The organism is Paenibacillus sp. RC334 (genome assembly GCF_030034735.1).
Lineage (GTDB): Bacteria > Bacillota > Bacilli > Paenibacillales > Paenibacillaceae > Paenibacillus > Paenibacillus terrae_A.
Genome location: NZ_CP125370.1, coordinates 3,712,832 through 3,732,236 on the forward strand (window position 1 = coordinate 3,712,832; position 19,405 = coordinate 3,732,236).

Genomic DNA, 19,405 nt, shown 5'->3' on the forward strand with positions numbered 1-19,405 from the left:
AACTACAACCGCACACTTTCTCCAGCCTCCAGAAAATACAACCACTTCTCAGCAACCCTTGTACCTGTAATATCTTCGATCACATGTGCGTACAGCTCCAGTTGAAAACGATATTGCTCCGTTAAATGAGGCACCGTCCTATATTCGGAAACCCGGTCTGTTTTGTAATCAAGCAAAACCAGCCCTTCTGGCCCTTCAAAAAGACAGTCAATAATCCCGTTCATCAGCACTCTATCATCGTGGCCAGGCTCTGACGTCATGTTTTCCTCCTGTTGCTCGGCTCCTGACTCTATTTCCTGTGCAGACAGCATCGACGGCAAGCTGCGGCTCCAAAAATCAGCGACTCCTATCGTATAGGTGAACGGAAGCTCACGCTGAACATGGGATGCCTCCAGCAATCTGCGACCCAGCTCGCTGGTGAAGAAGCGCAATATTTTATCCGTATCTAATGCCTTTGCCTGAACATCCAGCAATAAGCGCTGGTTCAGCAGACGGGCCTTCGTTTCCTCAATCACCTCGGCGTTCATCACACCACCCAGCGGCAAATGCAGGAACAGCGTATGGTATACCGTTCCACGCTCCGTTGGCGTCAGTTGCCGATTGCCCATAAATTTGGGTCTGCGCAAGTGCAATCGATTTCCCCCAGTCTGAGAATCTTCCATCTCCTCTGGTAACTCTGCTACTTGAAAAGAAGACAGATTCAGCCAATCTTCCGATCCAGCTTCCTGCATCGTTAGCCATCTTTTCATTTCGGTAACCGATGTATTCGCCGCCGTCTTGCTTGCCCGTTCATACGGATAGGACCAGGAAAGCGCAGCGGCAATATCTGCATCAGCCCTTGTTGTCATATCTGCTGGGCTATTGGATACGGAATCGGATGAGAGCCACCTTTTGTCGATCGGCTCGGCATTTTTCAACGCTACCGTCTTCTGCTGACGCTCTTCATTAACAGTCTCTTCCCCAGGGTCCGAATTCAAACGAGAGCCGGAAAGAGTCTCCGAAGCTATGATTCTAAATAGCCAATCCCCGCCCGGCATAGTTTCCAGCCTGTGATAGTCCCCCTCCTGATCCCCTGCCGCTTCCCTCAGTACAGCAGCAGAAGGATGTCGGATCAACGCAGGACCTACCCAGTCCAGATAACTGCGGCCTGCCGCCAGCATATAATCGGGTAAAACTGTCTCCGTATGCTCTTTGGCACGTGCCCAACCCGCAGCGCGTGCAGCAAGATCCTTTACCGTTCCGGTCATAATAAGCTTTTCACGTGGACGCGTAAGCGCCACGTACAGCACCCGCATTTCTTCAGCCAACAGCTCCAGCTGGGAGCGTCGACGGATCGCCAAATTAGGCAGCGTCGGGTAGCTGACCCGATTTTGTTCCTCCACATATTTGGGACCAAACCCCAGCTCCTTATGCATCAGAAACGGCGCATTCAGATCCTGCTGATTGAACATTTTAGCCGTTCCCGCGATGAACACAACAGGAAATTCTAGTCCTTTACTTTTGTGAATCGTCATAATGCGCACAGCCTGATCGGGTTCAGTACCGCCACTGGATGATCCTAAATCACCGCCTCGCTCTCGCAAACGGGAAATAAAGGTCAAAAACCGGAACAAGCCCCGGTTAGAGGTTGAAGTCTCATATTGTCTCGCCCGGTCATATAACGCCCGCAAATTGCTTTGACGTTGGGAGCCGCCAGGCAATCCACCTACCCAATCCAGATATCCCGTTTCCTCCAGCAAACGCCAAATCAATGCACTCAAGCTGCCTTGTCTTGCTTCCTGCCGCCACGCTTCCAAATCGCGCAAAAACGAATGCAGTCGGGCAGGCAACGTATTTCCGCTATTTCTGTCATCCATATCAGAGGCATCTCTCGAATCTCCTGCGAGAAGCTCCAATTCCAGCATGTCGCTGGACGTTCTATTTTCGCTATCCTGTGTATGGTCAGCCTCAGCCGCCGCAAGCAGAGCGCCATAAAATAGTCCGTCCGGCTTCTCCAGCCGGATTTGTGCCAGCTCGTCCTCGGTCAAGCCTACAATCGGTGAACGAAGCACAGATGCCAGCGGGATGTCCTGCTGCGGATTATCAATAATGTGTAGCAGAGACAGCATCACCTCAACTTCCGTTGCTTTGAAAAAGCCTGTCGTCTGCTCCCCGGATGCCGGAATGCCCTCAAGACGCAGTTCCTCTACAATCAGCGGTGCCCATATGCTTGCCGAACGGAGCAAAATGACAATATCACCGAAGACTGCCGGACGCATCGCTTTTAACCCTCTGTCATAAATCAACAGCGGTTGGCCTGTATCTCCCGTCAGCTCCTTAATCCGTTGCGCGATTGCGCGAGCTTCCAATTGTGCCGTTTCCAGCTCCGCAAGCTCAGCCATTTCGCCTTCCTGTAAAGCGGGTTCATCACCCGTTTCGGACAGTTCCGGAGCCTCCGAAAGACCGCGCCCGCCTTTATCAACTAACAGCAGTTCAGGTGCATACGGGGATGTGGCATCCTTTTCCGTCTGTTCAGGATAGGAAGCACCATGCGCCAACCATGCCCGTTCATCGTATTCAATTTCCGCCACATCCACGCTCATGATTTGTCGGAACACCAGATTGACTGCATCGACGACTTCCACCCGACTGCGGAAATTACGCGCCAGATCAACTAAAAAGCCATCTTCCTGTTCCTGCATACCGTATCGCTGGTATTTGTTCAAAAACAGACCCGGCTCCGCCAGCCGAAACCGATAAATACTCTGCTTTACGTCCCCTACCATAAAACGGTTACCCGGCTCTTCACGGGATACCAGCCTGACGATATCCTCCTGTACCGTATTCGTATCCTGATACTCATCCAGCAGTACCTCGTCGAATTGCTCCTTGTATTCAAGCGCAGCGTCTGAAGGCAGCAGTCTGTGCGGAGTGGAGTCGGGATGACGTAATATTTTTAGACAATAGTGCTCCAAATCTCCAAAATCCACCAGCCCTTTAGACTGCTTGTGCTGTTGAAATCGTTCGCCGAATAAAATAACGGTTTCCACCAGTTCGTCCATCAGAGGAGCCGCCGCATGCAGTTCCTCCAAATAGGCTTCTGCTCTCCTGCCGAACAGGGATGCCTTCATATCTATAATCATTTTTTTGGCTGCCTCACGGAGCGCCTTGACCCGTTCCTGTAGTGCAGGCTCAGTCTGATCCTTTTTGACCGGCTTGAGCTTGCCGAAGGCCGCTATCTGAAAGTGATCATACAGCGATGCCCACGGCTGTGTCTCCAGCTCCTGCAATAGTCCCTTCACCATCGCGGTATCCTCTTGCAGCGTCACTGCATAGGGCGCAGGGCCGCCGGGCTGCATAGCCGTTTCATACGCCTGCTCCAGCAGGCTTGCTGCTCCGCGCAGCGAAAGTGCCGCATCCGCCAAAATGCTGCGGACCCAAGGAGTTTCTCCCAAAGCCGCCACATCCTGTACACGGAACGCTGCTGCCGTCTCGCTCAGCCAGTGCTCTGGCTAGGGATGACTTTGCGAAAAATCGTACAAGCGCTGAACAAGCACATACATCGCATCATCTGTACGCTCACCGCTAAACCAGTCCACCAGTCTGCGGAATGTACTGCCTTCATCGTTAGCCTCATACTTTTCCTCAAACAATTCTTCCAGTAGCTCCTGCCGCAGCAATTCCGTCTCATGCTCATTCATAATCCGAAAACCGGGATCAAGAGGAATGGCCTGATAATGCCTGCGAATGACCTCCATACAAAAAGAGTGAAGTGTCGTAATCGAGGCCCGATTCAGCAGCGATAGCTGACGACGTAGATGCTCACTATCCGGCTCCTGTTCCAGCACACGTTCCAAAGCTTCACGTATACGTTGGCGCATTTCGGCGGCAGCAGCCTTTGTAAAGGTCGCTACCAGCAACCGATCCACGCTGAAACCGAGCCGCGGATCGGCGATTTTACGAATAATGCGCTCTACGAGCACCGCTGTTTTACCAGACCCCGCCGCTGCCGCTACCAGCATGTTGTTGCCAGATTCAGAAATCGCACGCCACTGGTCATCACTCCACATACTGCCTTCCGGCTTGGGTATGCCGTTGGTGTCTGATGTACTTATCATTGGTCCATTCCTCCTTTCCCTTCCTGCGTATGACCAAGCAAATCCCAGATCTGATCCTTGCCGGGTTTCCCCCATTGGTTGTAGCCGCTACCTTCCAGACTGTCATCAAATTGACAAACAGGTTTGAAAGAACAGAAGGTACATGCCGTCTCTTGCTGGATACGATAAGGTTCAATCGCCACGTCGCCCTCTGTCATACGTGTCCCAATCGTTCGGATATTATCGCGTACCGAAGCCAGCAGGCTATCCCACTGTTCCGGCGAAGCGACAGACGCACTGCTGTAAAAGCTGCCGTCCGCCTTTACCGCAACTGGCAAAATGGAGGAATACCCCTTGTCCAATGCCGTATCCATTTGCCCAACCACATCCCGATTCGCGAGCAATAGCCCTTTCATCTTGAAGCGTTTTAGAAGCTCCTGACGGGCCTGTTCCGCGCTCAGACCATTCGGCGACTGCAACATCGGATTATGGACGTGAAAATACAGCGTACCCGCCGGATAAGCCGTCTCGCCAAGCCATTCCTCCGCCGCATTCAGCAGCACGTCCAGGTATGTGAGCATTTGCAAGGACAAGCCATAGTACACTTCATGCAGCTTGAGATCCTTTTGGCTGGATTTGTAGTCAATGACGCGTAAAAGCAAGCCTTGTTCTCCCTCTGCCACATCCACGCGGTCAATTCGTCCGACGATTTCCATCACCACACCGTTGTCCAGTCGAAAGGTCAGAGGAGGAAGCTTTTCTCCCGGCCCAAAGCCCAGCTCCAGCTCCAGTGGCTCAAAGCTGCCTCTACGCGCATGTTCACCCAAAATCAGCGAAGCCCGACTCACAATGTCTTTCAGCTTGCGCAAAATGTACCCGTACCGCTTGGAGCTCATTAAAATCTCGCCTTGCAGACGAGGGGCCAAACGCTCCACCGTCGATTCCGCCTCTTGTCGGCATTCCTCTGTACTGAGACTCCCCCAACTTACGTTTCGTTTACGTAAATTCATCGCCATCTCTCCGAGCGCCGCATGGAACAACTGCCCGATATCCGGTGCCTTTAGCCGATACATTTGGCGCTCCTTCAAGCGAAGACCATGGGAAGCAAAATGCGAAAACGGACAAGCGACAAAACGTTCCATACGAGATACGCTGGTACGCAGCTTGCTGCCATACAGACGGCGACTCGTTTCTTTCCGCATTTCGGCATGATTTTCGTAAAAAAGTGAGGTCAGCAACTGACGCAGCTTGTCCCTTTCACGCCCCTGCTGGCCCGCATACCAGTTGTATACCTCCCACCAGGGAGATAAAATCTCTCCACCATGCCGCCATTGCCGGAATTGCGCGATCAGCTGTGGCAATGCCTCGGACGGATGGGAAGCATACTCCCATTGAGTCGCCCATGGGTCCCGAGGCAAAGGATAGGCAGCTAACGGGTGCTCTTCCAGAGCAGGGAACAGTTGACGGACATGCCGTACCAACTCTGACGGCAGCAACGACTTGCCCTCTTCGTCGGTCACGGCATAGCTCATCCACAGACTGCTTCCGGCTGACGTGAGCGCCGTATACGCAAGAAAACGTTCATCCAGCAGACGTCTTGTCATATCCGGCGCCAGCTCTACGCCCCGTTCATTCAAGGCGGTGCGTTCCTGCTCGTTCAGCACGCCATCCTCATGAAATACAGCTGGCATCACACCTTCGTTCATACCCAGCACAAAGACATGTTGAATACCAGCAACGCGTGTACGGTCCGTGTTTCCGACCAGCACCTGATCCAGAGCTGGCGGAACAAGACCCATACGGTACTCTATCAGACCCGTTTCCAGAACATCGGCAAATAAAGAAGTGTCCAGCTTCTCGTCACCCATCATTTCGACGATCTGATCCAACAGCTCAAGCACCGCATCCCATACCTGACGGTGCTCCTTCGCCTGCTCGGGATTTCCCGCTTCCTCGGCCTGATGGATCAAGTTATCCAGCTTATGCCCAATTTCTGCATCCTCCAGCAACAAATACACCGCTTCACACTTCTCAAGTGCAGTCCGGGCCTTACCCAGACGTTTCTCAAACGCACGTAAAGGCGTCACGATCACATCGCGGCACAGCTCCATTAGATCCAGCGTTTCGTCCCGCTGACGGTTCCGCTCCTGTTCCTCCAGCTCCAGCGAAAGGCTGGGTACAGCCTGCCAAGGCCGTCCGTCTGTCCAGCGGCTGCCCTGTATCCCGCAGGCCAATGCGTAATTTTCCAGACGGTCCATATCCTCGCGGCTGACCCGTCCATCCTGTGGCAACAGCAGATCCGTTTTGACCGCACGAAATACATCCTCGTACCGCCAACGCCGCTGGACGATATCCAGCGAAGCCCGAATCATTTCCACCAAGGGATGATGCAATACGCTTCTGCGCTGATCCAGAAACACCGGAACCTCATATTGCTTAAATATCGGCTCCACCCACGGCTCATAATCCTCAATCTGGCGTACAAACAGAGCCATTTCCCGATAACGTGCCCCCTCATCTCGGGCCAGGCGGCGCATTTCGCGCACTGCGCCCTCCAGCTCGACACGTCGGTTCGCTGCGGCATACAGTTTGATTTCTTCTGGCTGCTTATCTTTCCATTGCTCCCGCATCTGTTGCTGCGGCATGGGTCGTTCCTGGTTCCGATATCCCGCACGTCGTTCAAACTCTGCCTCCAGATACGCCAACGCCGGGCGGTCCTTAAATCTCGGAAGCGGATCAGGGCGCAGCAATTGTGTCTGCGTCTCCATCATCAGCTCGTCCGCCATCCCTTTAAGCTTTACATAGGTAGCCGCCGAAGGATGAAACAAATCCAGCTCATGCGGAAGCTGTCCACTCTCGTAGCTACGATTGCAGGTCAGTGCGACCGTCAACGAAGAAGCGTGCAGCATGAGCTGCTCCACCACCTTGTATTCATGCGGCGTAAACCTGCGGTAGCCATCCATCCAAATATCCGCTCCACGTACAATGGACGACTCAGCAATCTGCTCCGCCAGCATACGCAGCGTATCCTCGCCGTCAATATATTTAAGCGTCAGCTCTCTTTCAAAATCCTCATAAATCAAACTGATGTCCTTGAGCTTGCCGCGTAAAATCGGAGTGGATTCCCCCGCAGCATTCATTCGCTCCAGTTGCTCCGGTACAGACCGAGTATCATTCCCGTACTGCTTCAGCTCTGTAAACAGCGTATTTAACCGATCCACAAAGCCCAGTTGGTCTCCCGAATCCTTAAATAAACTCAGTTCATCTTTGCGACGACGAATAATTTTATATAAAAGCATCTTCTTGCCTTCCTCCGTCACAGGTACCAGCGCCGAACCCTCGGTTTCCTGCATGACCAAATAGGCAAGACGATGAAATCCCATGACCTGTGCGCGCACCGTCCCCTGAATACCGTTTCCGGCTTCTGTAAGCAGCGCATGCTCGGAAGCAAATGACGATTGCTCCGGCACAAGCAACAGCATAGGCTTACCTAGCGGTTTCTTGCGTAGCATAGCCGTCATTTCACGACGTATTAACGTGCTTTTCCCACTGCCTGAGCGGCCAATTAACAAACGGACCGACATGATGCGGCCTCCTTTCCGACGAACAACAATCTATTAAACAGTATAGCATATGAGGCAAGGGAGAAAAGAACGTACGTTTGCCATCTTGTAGCATTTTATCCTCCCTCAAAAAACAAACAGTCCCGCAGGTTGGCTTGGTGCATGCCTTCTCTACAGGACTGATTTATTGATAAAACGAGCCTAATCTACTTATTCCGCTATCCCAAAAGGCGGTTAACTGTGTATGAATTCTACAGTTGTGTCCGGCTACGCACCTCAAAAATAGCGAATTTCAAATAATGGCCTTCCTCCACACCCAGAATTTGGGGATGATCCTTGCCAGCCGCTCTCCAATCCACCAGACGGAGGATTTTTCCGGCATCTGCCGCCGCTTCCTTAATCGTGTCCAGAAACAGCTCCGGCCGCATATGGAATGAGCAACTCGCAGTCACTAAATAGCCGCCCTCATTGACCAGCTTCATCCCGTGCAGATTAATATCCTTATATCCCCGCGTAGCTCCTTTGACCGCATTCTTTGTTTTGGCAAAGGCCGGCGGATCAAGAATAACTACATCAAAGGTACGTCCGCCCCCTGCTGTGAGCGGCTTGGAAGTATCCCCCTTTCCCCCGGCCCGCGCGGTGCGTTCCTCTAAGCCTTTAACCTGATTGCGCAAATATTGGAAAGCATCGTCCACGACAAACTCGACGCGTTCCTCAAAACCGTTCAGCTTGACATTATCCCGTGCGCTTTCAATTGCGTGCTCGGAAATATCAAGACAGGTTACTTTTTTAGCACCGTATTTGCAGGCATTGAGCGTAAAGCTTCCCGTATGTGAAAAGCACTCCAGCACGGTTGCACCATCCCAGAATGGGAACTCCACAACCTTGCCGCTTCTGTTCACAGGCTTCATGACCGCTGTGCCAGCGTCACCCTGTTCTGCTACTTCCTGTAGCGTAATTCCGCTGCGTCCTCCCCAGCCCGTCATCAGTGGAGCAATCGCCGCACGATTCTCACGCTGGTCAAAGAAATAGCCTGTCTTCTGGCCCTCTACAATATCGACCTTGATACGCAAACCATTTTCCGTTACCACGACATGACGTGGGCAGTCGCCATATAAAGGCCCTTTGGTCTGTTCCAGTCCTTCCAGCTCGCGGATGGATACATCGCTGCGCTCATATATACCAACAGGGCCAATCACTTCAACAAGTGCATCCCTGATTTCTTCCCTGCGGCGATCCATACCGAGCGTTAATAATTGTACGACTAACACGTCGCCAAAACGGTCTACAATCAGCCCGGGTAAAAAATCAGCCTCGCCGTATACCAGCCGATACGCGTCTCCCCCGGTCACAAAACGTTCACGGTGCTCCAGACAATCGCGGAACCGTTTGGCAAAAAAGCTTTGATCCATCGCTTCCAGCGGCTCGTAGGACATCACACGCACCGTAATTTGCGAGGCCGGATTATAGTAACCCGTTGCCAAATAACGGCCCTGATGGTTTACGATACTGACCAGATCACCCGCCTCCGGCTCACCCTCCACCTTGGCTATTTCATTTTTAAACACCCAGGGGTGCGCGTGTTCCAGCCTTTTTTTGCGGCTGCGTTCCAATATTACTGAAGGCAAAGTCCTTCACTCCCATTCTTGGATTAATCAAAGTGTTAAAAGTGTGGGGTTCGATGGGGCGCGGCTCCGCGATTCATTTGATCTTACGATCGCTGTTGCAATGGGATTCTTGGATTTTACAAATAATTTTAATGGTAAGAATCCCCCTGCAAAGGCGAACGCTACCGCTTCTCCAGATTCAAATGAACCGCTCCGCTACTGCCCGCCTTAATATCGACGTCACACTTTTAAAGCTTGTGAAGTTCTATAAAAATTTTCGTTTTCCTAAAAAACAGCTTGGTCATGCTTGTCATGGCTGTCCTTGACAGATCATAGGCTGTTACATAAGCGTCTCAGCAGTTTTGAAAAGAATTTTTTGCTTAGGTTCAAGTTCTTTATTCCGAGTGAATCACAGGGGAACATCATTCCACTTTAAAGGCAGGTAACAGCGTAGCGGTCCATTTGAATCTGGAGAAGCGTAGCGATCGTAAGATCAAATAGACTACGAAGCGTCCTTAATTGGCCAACGTAAAACGGTTTAGAAAGGGGGAACGCCCGTGTTTATTCATGTTATTTTGCCGCTGTCCGGTGGGCTGCTTATTTTTTTGGGCGGGATGAAGCTGATGGAAGCGGCCCTCCGGCATTTGGCTGGTCCCTTCCTCACCCGCTGGCTAAACCGGGCCACCGTTTCCCCTTGGCGGGGCATGCTGTTCAGCTCAGGCATTACCGCCCTGCTGCAAAGCAGCACCGCTGTCACGGTGCTGACCATCGGACTGGTCAACGCCGGGCTGTTGACCTACGGCCGCACGCTCGGCATCATCCTCGGTACCAATATTGGTACCTGCCTGACCACCGAGCTGATGGGGCTCCAGCTAGGCAAACTGGCTGTTCCACTGCTCTGCGGCTCGCTGCTTTGCTGGAGCACCGCCGTCTTGTGGGGCGAGGCTGTCTCCAGCCGCCAGTATGCGTCTGCCGAGCCACCATCCAGCCCCAATCAACTCAGCCGACCGCAGGCTGTACAATATATCAGCCTCGCCTTTGCCGGATTTTCGCTGATCCTTGCGGGTATCCGAGTGATGCAAACAGTCGGCCCTTGGATTGAGCAGGCCGGGCTGTTCCGCTGGTTTCTTGACCACGCCGCGGCCAACATGTGGTGGGCCTTCGCAGCCGGGGCCTGCCTGACCGCACTGGTTCACAGCAGCGCCGCCGTTATTGGTATGGCGATCAGCCTTGCTGCTGCGGGAGCTTTGCCAGTCGATGTGGGTATCGCCATCGTCATCGGCTCCAACGTTGGCACCTGCGTGACGGCCCTGATTGCGGCTGTCGGCGGCAGCATGTCCGGCAAATTTGTGGCCTGGTCCCACGTGCTGCTGAACGTAGGCGGGGCGTTGCTGTTTATGCCGCTGATCCCTGGGCTGGAAATGGCAGCCGCCTGGATATCTGCTGAGCCTGGAGCCAGGGTCGCCCATGCTCAAACCCTGTTTAACGTGATCAGCTCTCTGCTTGTCTTGCCAATCTGCTATTTACCTGTATGGACACGTTTGGAGAATCGCATGTCTCCCAACATCATCAAACGTTAATTCCAAGCATGGACAGCGCCTTGCTCAAAATGACATCATTGTTGTCATATCCGCCTTGGCGCTGGAGACGCCATGCTTCCTCAGGCGTATGCCATGCAACACCTTTAATTTCTTCAATCTGTGCCTGTAAATCCCCATCCAGTGCTTCTACGAGATAATAATGGACTTCCTTGTCCACTTCCCCGAATTCAGGATGCTGATACGTATAAGCAATCATATCCACATGCTGGATAATCCGTCCGTTCAGCCCTGTTTCCTCACGAATTTCACGTAAAGCCGTCTGTTCGATCGTTTCTCCTTGCTCCATTTTACCTTTAGCCAAGGAGACCTTGCCGTATCGATCGGTTATCAGCTGAATTTCAAGCTGCTCCCCCTGTTTGCGGTACACCACACCGCCGGCGGAAATTTCCTTTTTTTCTGCCATCCTGCAATCCCCTTTCCTTGCGCAACAAGGATTCCGTCCTCCCTGTAAGGAAAGGCGAAATCCTTGTTTGCCATCTCTATGGCCTATTCAGGCTTTTTTTAGTTATTATAGGGCTGCTTGCAGTCCATTCTCCAGCACACGGACCAATTGGCCTTCACTTTCATTAACGCCCGCCTTCGTCAACTTCACGCGGCACACCTTGCCAACCAGATCCTTAGTACCTTCAAACACCAGTTGAATGTAATTGTCACTGTAACCGTGAAGCATGCCGCTATCTTCGGTCCCTTTCGGCGCAACTTCCGGAATGACCTCCAGCACCTGACCGACAAACTTTTCTGCATAAGCCAACTGCATTTGCTCTGACAGTTCAATCAGCTCATGCACACGTGCATTTTTCACGTCCTCATCCACCTGATCCTCCATACGCGCCGCAGGCGTACCGCTGCGTTTGGAATAAGGGAACACATGCATTTCCGAGAAGCCAATTTTTTTCATCAGCTCATAACCGTTGCGGAACATTTCGTCCGTTTCCCCAGGAAAGCCAACAATAACGTCTGTCGTAATCGCCACATCCGGCATCGCCTTGCGAATCATAAGCATTTTATTGTAAAACTCTTCTGTTGTGTATTTGCGGCGCATCCGTTTCAGCACGGTGTCATCTCCCGCCTGAAGCGGAATGTGAAAATGACGTACCAGCTTGGTGGAACGGTTCAGCACATCAAGCATTTTTTCATCAATCTGGCTGGCTTCAATGGAGCTGATACGGATACGCTCCAGCCCTTCTACCTTCTCCAGATCCCACAGCAGATCGGACAGATCATAATTGTCCATGTCGTCACCATAACCACCTGTATGAATGCCTGTGAGCACAATTTCTTTATAACCCGCATGTACCAGTTGACGCGCCTGAGTCATAATGCTCGCGGCATCGCGGCTGCGGGACAAACCACGCGACCACGGAATGATGCAGAAGGTACAAAAGTTGTTGCAGCCATCCTGAATTTTCAAAAACGCACGTGTGTGGTTAGCAAAATCAGGCACATCCATTTCCTCGAACACGCGCGTTTTCATAATGTTGCGCACAGCGTTCACAGGTTGACGCGACTCTTGAATCTCCTGAACAAACGGAATAATTTTGTCCCGATCCTGTGTACCAATAACGAGATCGACACCGGGAATATCCATAATTTCGGCAGGAGAAGTCTGGGCGTAACAGCCCGTCACTGCCACAATAGCATCTGGGTTCCGACGAATCGCACGGCGAATGATCTGACGACTCTTTTTATCGCCGGTATTCGTAACGGTGCACGTATTAATAAGGTAGACGTCAGCTGTCTGCTCATCAAAATCTACCTGCTCATAGCCTTCATTTTTGAACAGCTGCCAAATCGCTTCTGTATCATAAAAGTTTACCTTACAACCCAATGTGTAAAATGCCACTGACGGCATATTAAACCCCTCCCATTTCTCCTGACTCATATAAAATGCAAGCCAATGCAGTCATACCTGCGGTTTCCGCACGCAAAATGCGTCTTCCCAGCCCCGTAGACTGCGCCCCGGCCTGCTCGGCCTCCAGGCTCTCCGCTTCGCTGAATCCACCTTCCGGACCCACTATCAGCAGAACACGCGGCTTGTCCATCGACGTCCATTGTCCTGCCAAAGGCTGAATCACGTCCCGTAGCTGCCGCCCCTGCTCTTTTTCATAACAATAGCATATCAAATCATACTGCGAAAAAGAAGCCAGCAGCTCTTTCCACGTCATCGGCGCACTTATTTCCGGAATCCGGTTACGGTGGCTTTGCTCAGCCGCTTCCTTTACAATCTTGCGCCATCGCTCCAGCCGTTTGCCTTCCTTTTTGGCATCATACTGCACGACCGTACGCTCGGACAAAAACGGGACAAACCCCGCTGCACCGATTTCTGTACATTTTTGCATAACGGTCTCCATCTTGTCTCCCTTGGGAAGACTTTGGGCAATGGTGACCTGCACATGCGGTTCGGAGGTCATCTCCAGCGGCTCGACTATCGTCGCCGTTACACGATCTTGTTCTATCGTATCCAACGCAGCCAGCGCTTCCTTTGATACCCCGTCACTGACTATAATTTTGTCACCACTACGACCGCGCATGACCTTGGCAATATGTCGCGCATCCTCACCCGCCACGATCACATGGTCTTCCAGAAACTGCTCTGCCGGAATAAAATAACGCTGCATTGTCTCTCACACCTATTCTGAAAATAACTGTTATCCATTGGCTTTCTGTACAATATCCGAATAAATCACCAAGCACCATCATATCATCTTTTGCGCCCGCATGACCAGTATGTTGCTGCTTCAATTGTTATACCACCTTCCATACCCGCAAAAAAAGGAGCCGTTAGGCTCCGAATAATCCGATGATGTAAAAAGCAAACTGCAAAAACTGCACATAAATCGTCTGGGAAAGCACGTACAGCGGCTCAATCGTCACCGCCCTCACCTGCGGGATAACAAGGATCAACAGAAAAATAAAGATAGACCACTGCTCAAAATACTGAAGTTTGCGGCGCAGAGGTGTAGGGGCCACATCCTCCACAATCCGGTAACCATCCAGCGGTGGCAGCGGAATTAGATTAAAAATAAACAAAAACAGATTCAAACTAATCAGTGAATTGATAAACAAGTTGATGGCCTGAGCCACCCGCTGATTCTCGATATTCGGCAGCACCTGAAAATGAAGCAGCACCGCATAAATCAGGGTAGCCACAAAGGCAAGCAGCAAATTGCTCAGTGGTCCAGCAGCAGACACGACAATCCCCATAGAACGTGGGCGACTGAAATTGTCACGGTTGACCGGAACCGGTTTGGCCCAGCCAAAACCCCCGATCAGCAGTAGCAACGTACCCATCAGATCAATATGCACTGCCGGATTTAAAGTCACGCGTCCCAGCAGCTTGGCTGTAGGGTCACCGAATTTATTGGCATAATACGCATGTGCAAACTCATGTACCGTAAAAGATATGATCAGAGCCAGCAAGTAAAATGGAAGAACCTCTAACTTCACACGAAAAATATTTTGTAAAAAATCCATGGTTACCTCTTTCTCGCCACAAACGCCAGCCAATCCTCATCCCGGCACGTTTCGGCAATGTCGAAGCCCGCCGCCTTCAATGCGTTTTCGACAACCCCTTCTTTGTTCTTCCAAATCCCTGAAGCGATATAAATACCACCTGGCTCCAGAGCCTTGTACACATCATCAATAAACAGCAAAATAATTTCGGCCAAAATATTAGCGACCACCAGCTTGACTGGCAGTTGGATACCCAGCGTCGGATCGCTCGCATTCAGCACGGACAGCAGATCGCTCTCTTTAATGGTAATGCGATCCTCCAACCCATTCAGATGGGTATTTTCCCGCGCACTAGATACCGCTACGGGATCAAGGTCCAGAGCCAGTACATGCTTCGCTCCCAGTTGCACGGCTCCAATCGCCAAAATGCCGGAGCCTGTGCCCACATCAATGACTTCTTCTCCACCCTTGATCACAGATTCCAACGCTCTCAGACAAAGTGATGTTGTGGGATGCGTTCCGGTGCCAAAGGCCATGCCGGGGTCCAGCTCAATGATTTTTTCATCTTCACTGGCAGGCTCATAGGCTTCCCAAGTCGGTTTGATCGTTAGACGATCCGACACACGCAAAGGCTTGAAATATTGCTTCCAGGCATTCGCCCAGTCATCCTCATTGACCGTTTTCAGCTCATACCGAACCTCGCCAGGGTCAATATCGAATGTTCTCAATTCTTCGACGCGTGGCTCAATTTGCGAACGGATGCCGTCCATCTCAACTTCTTCGGCAAAATAACCCTTGATGGTCGCTTGTCCTTCAGGAATGTCATTCAAGGGCCGATCATACCACTGTCCATAGGACGTATCGCGTGGTTTGTTCAGCGAACCGGATTCTTCAATGGAAACCCCTCCCGCACCTGTTTCGTGCAGAAAATTCGAAATCATTTCGACGGCTTCTTCGGTTGTATGTATTGTAATTTCATGCCACAACATGGTTTTCATTTCCTCCTCATTTCACATGCATACTCTATATTGTACTATATACATGCATAGGAGTTCAAAAAAGCTAGTATCATCGAAGTGCAAAATGTTTTGTAGAACTTGTGCATGTTGCCCACTCTTTTAGTCCAAGCCTCCTTAACTCTAGTACATACAATATAGTATATTCAAAGAAGGAGTGACTTATAATGGCCAAAACCGTTTTGGATTATAATGCTGCTGTCATCACACCTATTACCAATGGGATTAGTCTTCCGGTTCCTATTTCTCCAGCCGGACTAGGGATTGCTACTGCTTCCGTATTTATTGATCCGACTATTCCTGGAGCTGTTAACAATCGGGTAGAATTAAAGGCATCCATAGGCTTGCGTTTTGTTGGTGCGGGCAACATTAGAACACTTGTACGTATATGGAGAGCCGGCAAGGAAATTTATTACGGACTGCAGACTAATCTGTTTGACGACAACATTATCATTAATGTCGAAACGGTAGATGTTGCACCTCTGGGCGTGCAAAACTATCAACTGATTATTGAAAATCAAACGCCTGCGACTACTGCTTTCGTCTCCGGTCCCCTTGTTTTTAGCGCAACAGCCTATAGCGGATAATTAAATAGACAAGAGGATAAAACACAAATAAGACGGGCAATCCCACAAATCATATTTAATGATAGGGATGACCCGTCTTATTGAATTCTACTCGCTGTCGTTTATGATGCGCTCCTGACGACGATCAGCTACTTCACCGCGCCGGATCGCTTCCAAATCCTGAGCATCTGCCTGCTCTGCCGAGAACTCAACATCCTCATTTTTAGCAGATTGTGCACGCTTGATTTTCTCGGTTTTGGTCAGCACTTTATCGAACCGTTTGTTTGTGGGCATCTGTCACAGCTCCTTCCAACGTTTTCACAGCATACCACCCGCTTGTTCCACAATAGACATCGCCTGATGATGAATGGATTCATCCACCACAGCGGTTAACAATATATCGCGGCCTGTCGGCCCACCTTGCCCGCCGTCACTCATTCCGCTGGCAGATGGATCAGCCGCAGCCAGTATCGCTGGAGTTGCATCCGTAAACTCCACTCCCTGCGTCAGTGAGGACAAGCTGCTAATTTGTCCCGCAAATACAGGTAATCCGACGTTGCCCGTAGACTGTCGGGGATAGCGGCTAAATCGGTCTATAGATACATCTGCTGCCCGGAGAGCTTCCAGCTTTCTAGCTGCTCCTTGTGCTTCCTCGGGGCTTTTGAAATACGCCAATATATTTTTTTCACTCATCCCCAAAACTCCCTGTGTGGTATTGAGCGCAACTCCTGTTCAAAAACATAGACAGTTGCGCTTTGCTATATCCTGCTCATTGGCACGGATTTATATTCCCCACGAAGGCTGAACGGAACTAACAACACCGAGTTTAGTATGCTGAAACGGTTGGAAAGTAGCTTGTGAAGATTATAACTTTTGCGGGTGCAAAGCAGCGGCAGGAGCTTTACCTGCCTTGGCTACTCCTGTCTCCCACGCAGCGCGAACTACAGCATCCCGAACCTTAGAGACTACCTGCGGATTAAACACATTGGGTATGATATAAGTTTCACTTAGCTCTTCAGGACTGATCGCATCAGCAATGGCAAGTCCGGCAGCCAGCTTCATTTCTTCATTAATCGTCGTGGCATGGCAATCCAGTGCGCCCCGGAAAATTCCCGGAAAGCACAGTACATTGTTAATCTGATTAGGATAATCAGAGCGGCCCGTAGCCAGAACGCGTACATAAGGCGCTGCTAAAGCCGGATCAATCTCCGGCTTCGGATTCGCCATAGCGAAGACAACGGGATCAACAGCCATGCTCTGAATATCCTTCACACTCAGTAAATCCGGGCCTGACAGACCGATGAACACATCGGCCCCCACAATCACCTCAGATAAACTGCCACTCAAATTGTACGGATTGGTCATGCTCGCATACTCCGTCCAATGTGGATTGCTATATTCCACGCCACGATGAATGGCTCCCTGCCGATCAACGCCAATCAGATTGCGTACACCCGCCTTGAGCAACATCCGAGAGCAAGCCGTACCCGCCGCACCGATACCTGCAAATACGACTTTGACATCCTCTATTTTTTTACCACATACCTTCAATGCATTCACCAGACCTGCTAACACGACGACGGCCGTACCATGCTGATCATCATGAAATACCGGAATGTCCAGCTCCTCTTTTAATCGTCTCTCAATCTCAAAGCAGCGCGGTGAAGAGATATCCTCCAAATTAATACCACCAAAGGCAGGAGCAATCATTTTGACAATTTGAATAATTTCGTCAGGATCCTTCGTATTAAGGCAGATTGGAAATGCATCTACGCCTGCAAATTGTTTGAACAGAACCGCCTTACCTTCCATCACAGGCATAGCCGCCTCTGGTCCGATATCTCCCAATCCTAGCACCGCTGTTCCATCCGATACGACCGCCACTGTATTTTTTTTGATCGTTAATTGATAGGCTTTGGCTGGGTCATTCGCAATTTCCATACAGATTTCAGCTACGCCGGGGGTATAAATCTTGGATAGCTCCTCCATGCTTGCAATCGGCTGCTTCGGTTGGGTCTCCATTTTACCGCCCTCATGTAATTGTCTGATCTCTTCTGTCAAGCTACTCATGCTTCTCTCCATCCTTTCATGTCTGTATATTTTTTCTGTACATTTGTTATAGATATCAGGCTTTTGTATAGACTCATCAGCTCCATAAATTGAGTAACAAGGTTGCTAAAATGACTGTGGCTGCCCCGCCAATGCGTGTTGCTATTTGCGCAAAAGGCATTAGCTCCATACGATTCGATGCAGACAGGATCGCTACATCCCCCGTACCGCCCAATCCGCCACGACAACTGGTCACCAACGCAGCTTCCACCGGGTACATGTTAATCCATTTTCCTGTGAAGTATCCAGCAACAATCAATGCAACCACAACGGATGCGCAGGTTATGGCATAAGGAATCGTAAGAATTCCAATCACACTATCCAAAGGCACATACAAAATACCCAATCCCACCATCAACGGCCATGTCAAGCTTGCCGCAATACATTTGTACAAATGAAAAGCTCCCTGCTCTATCTGGGCCGGCATCGCTTGAATACACTTCATTAAGGCCGCAGCCAGAATCATCAGAATCGGGCCAGGAATATGAAGATACGGCTCCAGCAGTTTACCTACAATAAAGAAAGTACAGGCTAGCAGCAGCCCCCCACCCATCAATGGAAACGAGACAGGTTGTTCCAGACTCACCGAAGATAACTTTTCCCCTTTTTTATCAAGTTTCAACAACTTCCCGTTACCAGAAGTATGAGGATTTTTCTCCGCCATTTTTTTCAAAATACCCGCACCTATGATGGCAACAATATTGCCAATGATTGCGGCCGGGATAAACTGGGATACGAATACCGCTGAATCCTTGCCCAGCACCAATCCATATGAAATGGACAATGGTAGAATCCCTTCTCCAATCCCGCCGGAGATAATCGGAATAATGATGTAAAAAAACGTATGATAGGCGCTGTAGCCAAAAGCCATACCCACCACCATACCTACTGCTACGGCTGCAATGGAGCCTATTATAATGGGGGCAAAAATTTTGACAATTCCGTTCATCAGCATCTTCCGATCCATACCCAGAATACTTCCGGTGACCAGACAAGCGATATAAAAATAAAGAAAATTCGAGGTTTTCATCAGCGTGTGTACAGCACCCATTGCAGATGGAGGAAACATGTTCCAAAATACCATCAACGATGGAACCATGAGTGACAGAATGGCCGGACCGCCAATATGCTTGAGCAGCGGAAGTTTCGCCCCCAGATCACTGAGCAATATGCCTAAAATCATAATGACAGCAAATCCGCCCAGCAGATCGTTCGGAAGTCTCTGTGTAATCGCAGCTGCGTATACAATCAACGCAATCACGACGTAAAGCGGAAGCGGAATAACCCCCACTTTTATCCTGCCCAGCATCCTGATGCCGTCTGCAGGATTTTTACGCCATTTTTGCCACTTTTGAATGACCGGCTGGTTTGTAGCATTTTCCATAAAGCTCCCTCCTTGTAGTGAAGAATGATG

13 protein-coding genes and 1 pseudogene are annotated in these 19,405 nt (G+C 50.5%); 2 read left to right on the top strand and 12 right to left on the bottom strand.

The window, feature by feature from the left end:
* Positions 1-2: 2 nt before the first annotated feature.
* The 3 genes and pseudogenes from addA to QMK20_RS17090 form a co-directional block, all read right to left on the bottom strand.
* Positions 3-4,097, bottom strand: a pseudogene (gene addA, locus QMK20_RS17080) (helicase-exonuclease AddAB subunit AddA).
* Positions 4,094-7,660 carry a helicase-exonuclease AddAB subunit AddB gene (addB, locus tag QMK20_RS17085; protein WP_283652542.1) on the bottom strand — a complete coding sequence of 1,189 codons (3,567 nt, stop codon included), beginning with the start codon at positions 7,658-7,660 and terminating at the stop codon, positions 4,094-4,096. Before addB ends, addA begins: the two are co-directional and overlap by 4 nt.
* A 230-nt stretch (positions 7,661-7,890) precedes the next feature.
* Entirely contained in the window at positions 7,891-9,267 is a 1,377-nt protein-coding gene (locus QMK20_RS17090) for a class I SAM-dependent rRNA methyltransferase (protein ID WP_283652543.1), read from the bottom strand.
* A 536-nt stretch (positions 9,268-9,803) separates the two neighbouring features.
* Here QMK20_RS17090 and QMK20_RS17095 point away from each other — a divergent pair.
* Positions 9,804-10,826 carry a Na/Pi cotransporter family protein gene (locus QMK20_RS17095; protein WP_283652544.1) on the top strand — a complete coding sequence of 341 codons (1,023 nt, stop codon included), beginning with the start codon at positions 9,804-9,806 and terminating at the stop codon, positions 10,824-10,826.
* Here QMK20_RS17095 and QMK20_RS17100 read toward each other — a convergent pair.
* From QMK20_RS17100 to prmA, 5 genes are all read right to left on the bottom strand, one after another.
* Complete coding sequence (locus QMK20_RS17100) at positions 10,816-11,250, bottom strand: NUDIX hydrolase (RefSeq protein ID WP_283652545.1); 435 nt, start codon at positions 11,248-11,250, stop codon at positions 10,816-10,818. The genes QMK20_RS17095 and QMK20_RS17100 overlap by 11 nt on opposite strands.
* Positions 11,251-11,355: 105 nt before the next feature.
* Positions 11,356-12,699, bottom strand: coding sequence for a tRNA (N(6)-L-threonylcarbamoyladenosine(37)-C(2))-methylthiotransferase MtaB (mtaB, locus tag QMK20_RS17105; protein WP_283652546.1), 1,344 nt, complete (start codon positions 12,697-12,699; stop codon positions 11,356-11,358).
* A gap of 1 nt (position 12,700) precedes the next feature.
* A complete protein-coding gene (locus QMK20_RS17110; RefSeq protein WP_283652547.1) occupies positions 12,701-13,465 on the bottom strand; it encodes a 16S rRNA (uracil(1498)-N(3))-methyltransferase in 765 nt (254 codons plus the stop codon).
* A 163-nt stretch (positions 13,466-13,628) separates the two neighbouring features.
* Positions 13,629-14,321, bottom strand: a complete 693-nt coding sequence (locus QMK20_RS17115) for a site-2 protease family protein (protein WP_283652548.1) — start codon at positions 14,319-14,321, stop codon at positions 13,629-13,631.
* A gap of 2 nt (positions 14,322-14,323) precedes the next feature.
* Positions 14,324-15,289, bottom strand: a complete 966-nt coding sequence (gene prmA / locus QMK20_RS17120; RefSeq protein ID WP_283652549.1) for a 50S ribosomal protein L11 methyltransferase — start codon at positions 15,287-15,289, stop codon at positions 14,324-14,326.
* A 194-nt stretch (positions 15,290-15,483) separates the two neighbouring features.
* Between prmA and QMK20_RS17125 the strand changes: the two genes are divergently transcribed.
* Positions 15,484-15,903: a hypothetical protein gene (locus tag QMK20_RS17125; RefSeq protein WP_283652550.1), complete on the top strand. Its 420-nt coding sequence runs from the start codon at positions 15,484-15,486 to the stop codon at positions 15,901-15,903.
* 87 nt (positions 15,904-15,990) lie between these two features.
* Here the strand turns inward: QMK20_RS17125 and QMK20_RS17130 are convergent, their stop codons facing one another.
* From QMK20_RS17130 to QMK20_RS17145, 4 genes are all read right to left on the bottom strand, one after another.
* On the bottom strand, positions 15,991-16,176 hold the full coding sequence (locus QMK20_RS17130; RefSeq protein WP_044645104.1) for a YfhD family protein: 186 nt from the start codon (positions 16,174-16,176) through the stop codon (positions 15,991-15,993).
* Between the two features lie 24 nt (positions 16,177-16,200).
* Positions 16,201-16,575 (bottom strand): hypothetical protein, encoded by a 375-nt coding sequence (locus QMK20_RS17135; RefSeq protein WP_044645105.1) that lies wholly within the window; start codon positions 16,573-16,575, stop codon positions 16,201-16,203.
* A 171-nt stretch (positions 16,576-16,746) separates the two neighbouring features.
* Positions 16,747-17,952: an NAD(P)-dependent malic enzyme gene (locus QMK20_RS17140; RefSeq protein ID WP_283652551.1), complete on the bottom strand. Its 1,206-nt coding sequence runs from the start codon at positions 17,950-17,952 to the stop codon at positions 16,747-16,749.
* Between the two features lie 76 nt (positions 17,953-18,028).
* Positions 18,029-19,375, bottom strand: a complete 1,347-nt coding sequence (locus tag QMK20_RS17145) for a 2-hydroxycarboxylate transporter family protein (RefSeq protein WP_283652552.1) — start codon at positions 19,373-19,375, stop codon at positions 18,029-18,031.
* Positions 19,376-19,405 lie beyond the last annotated feature (30 nt).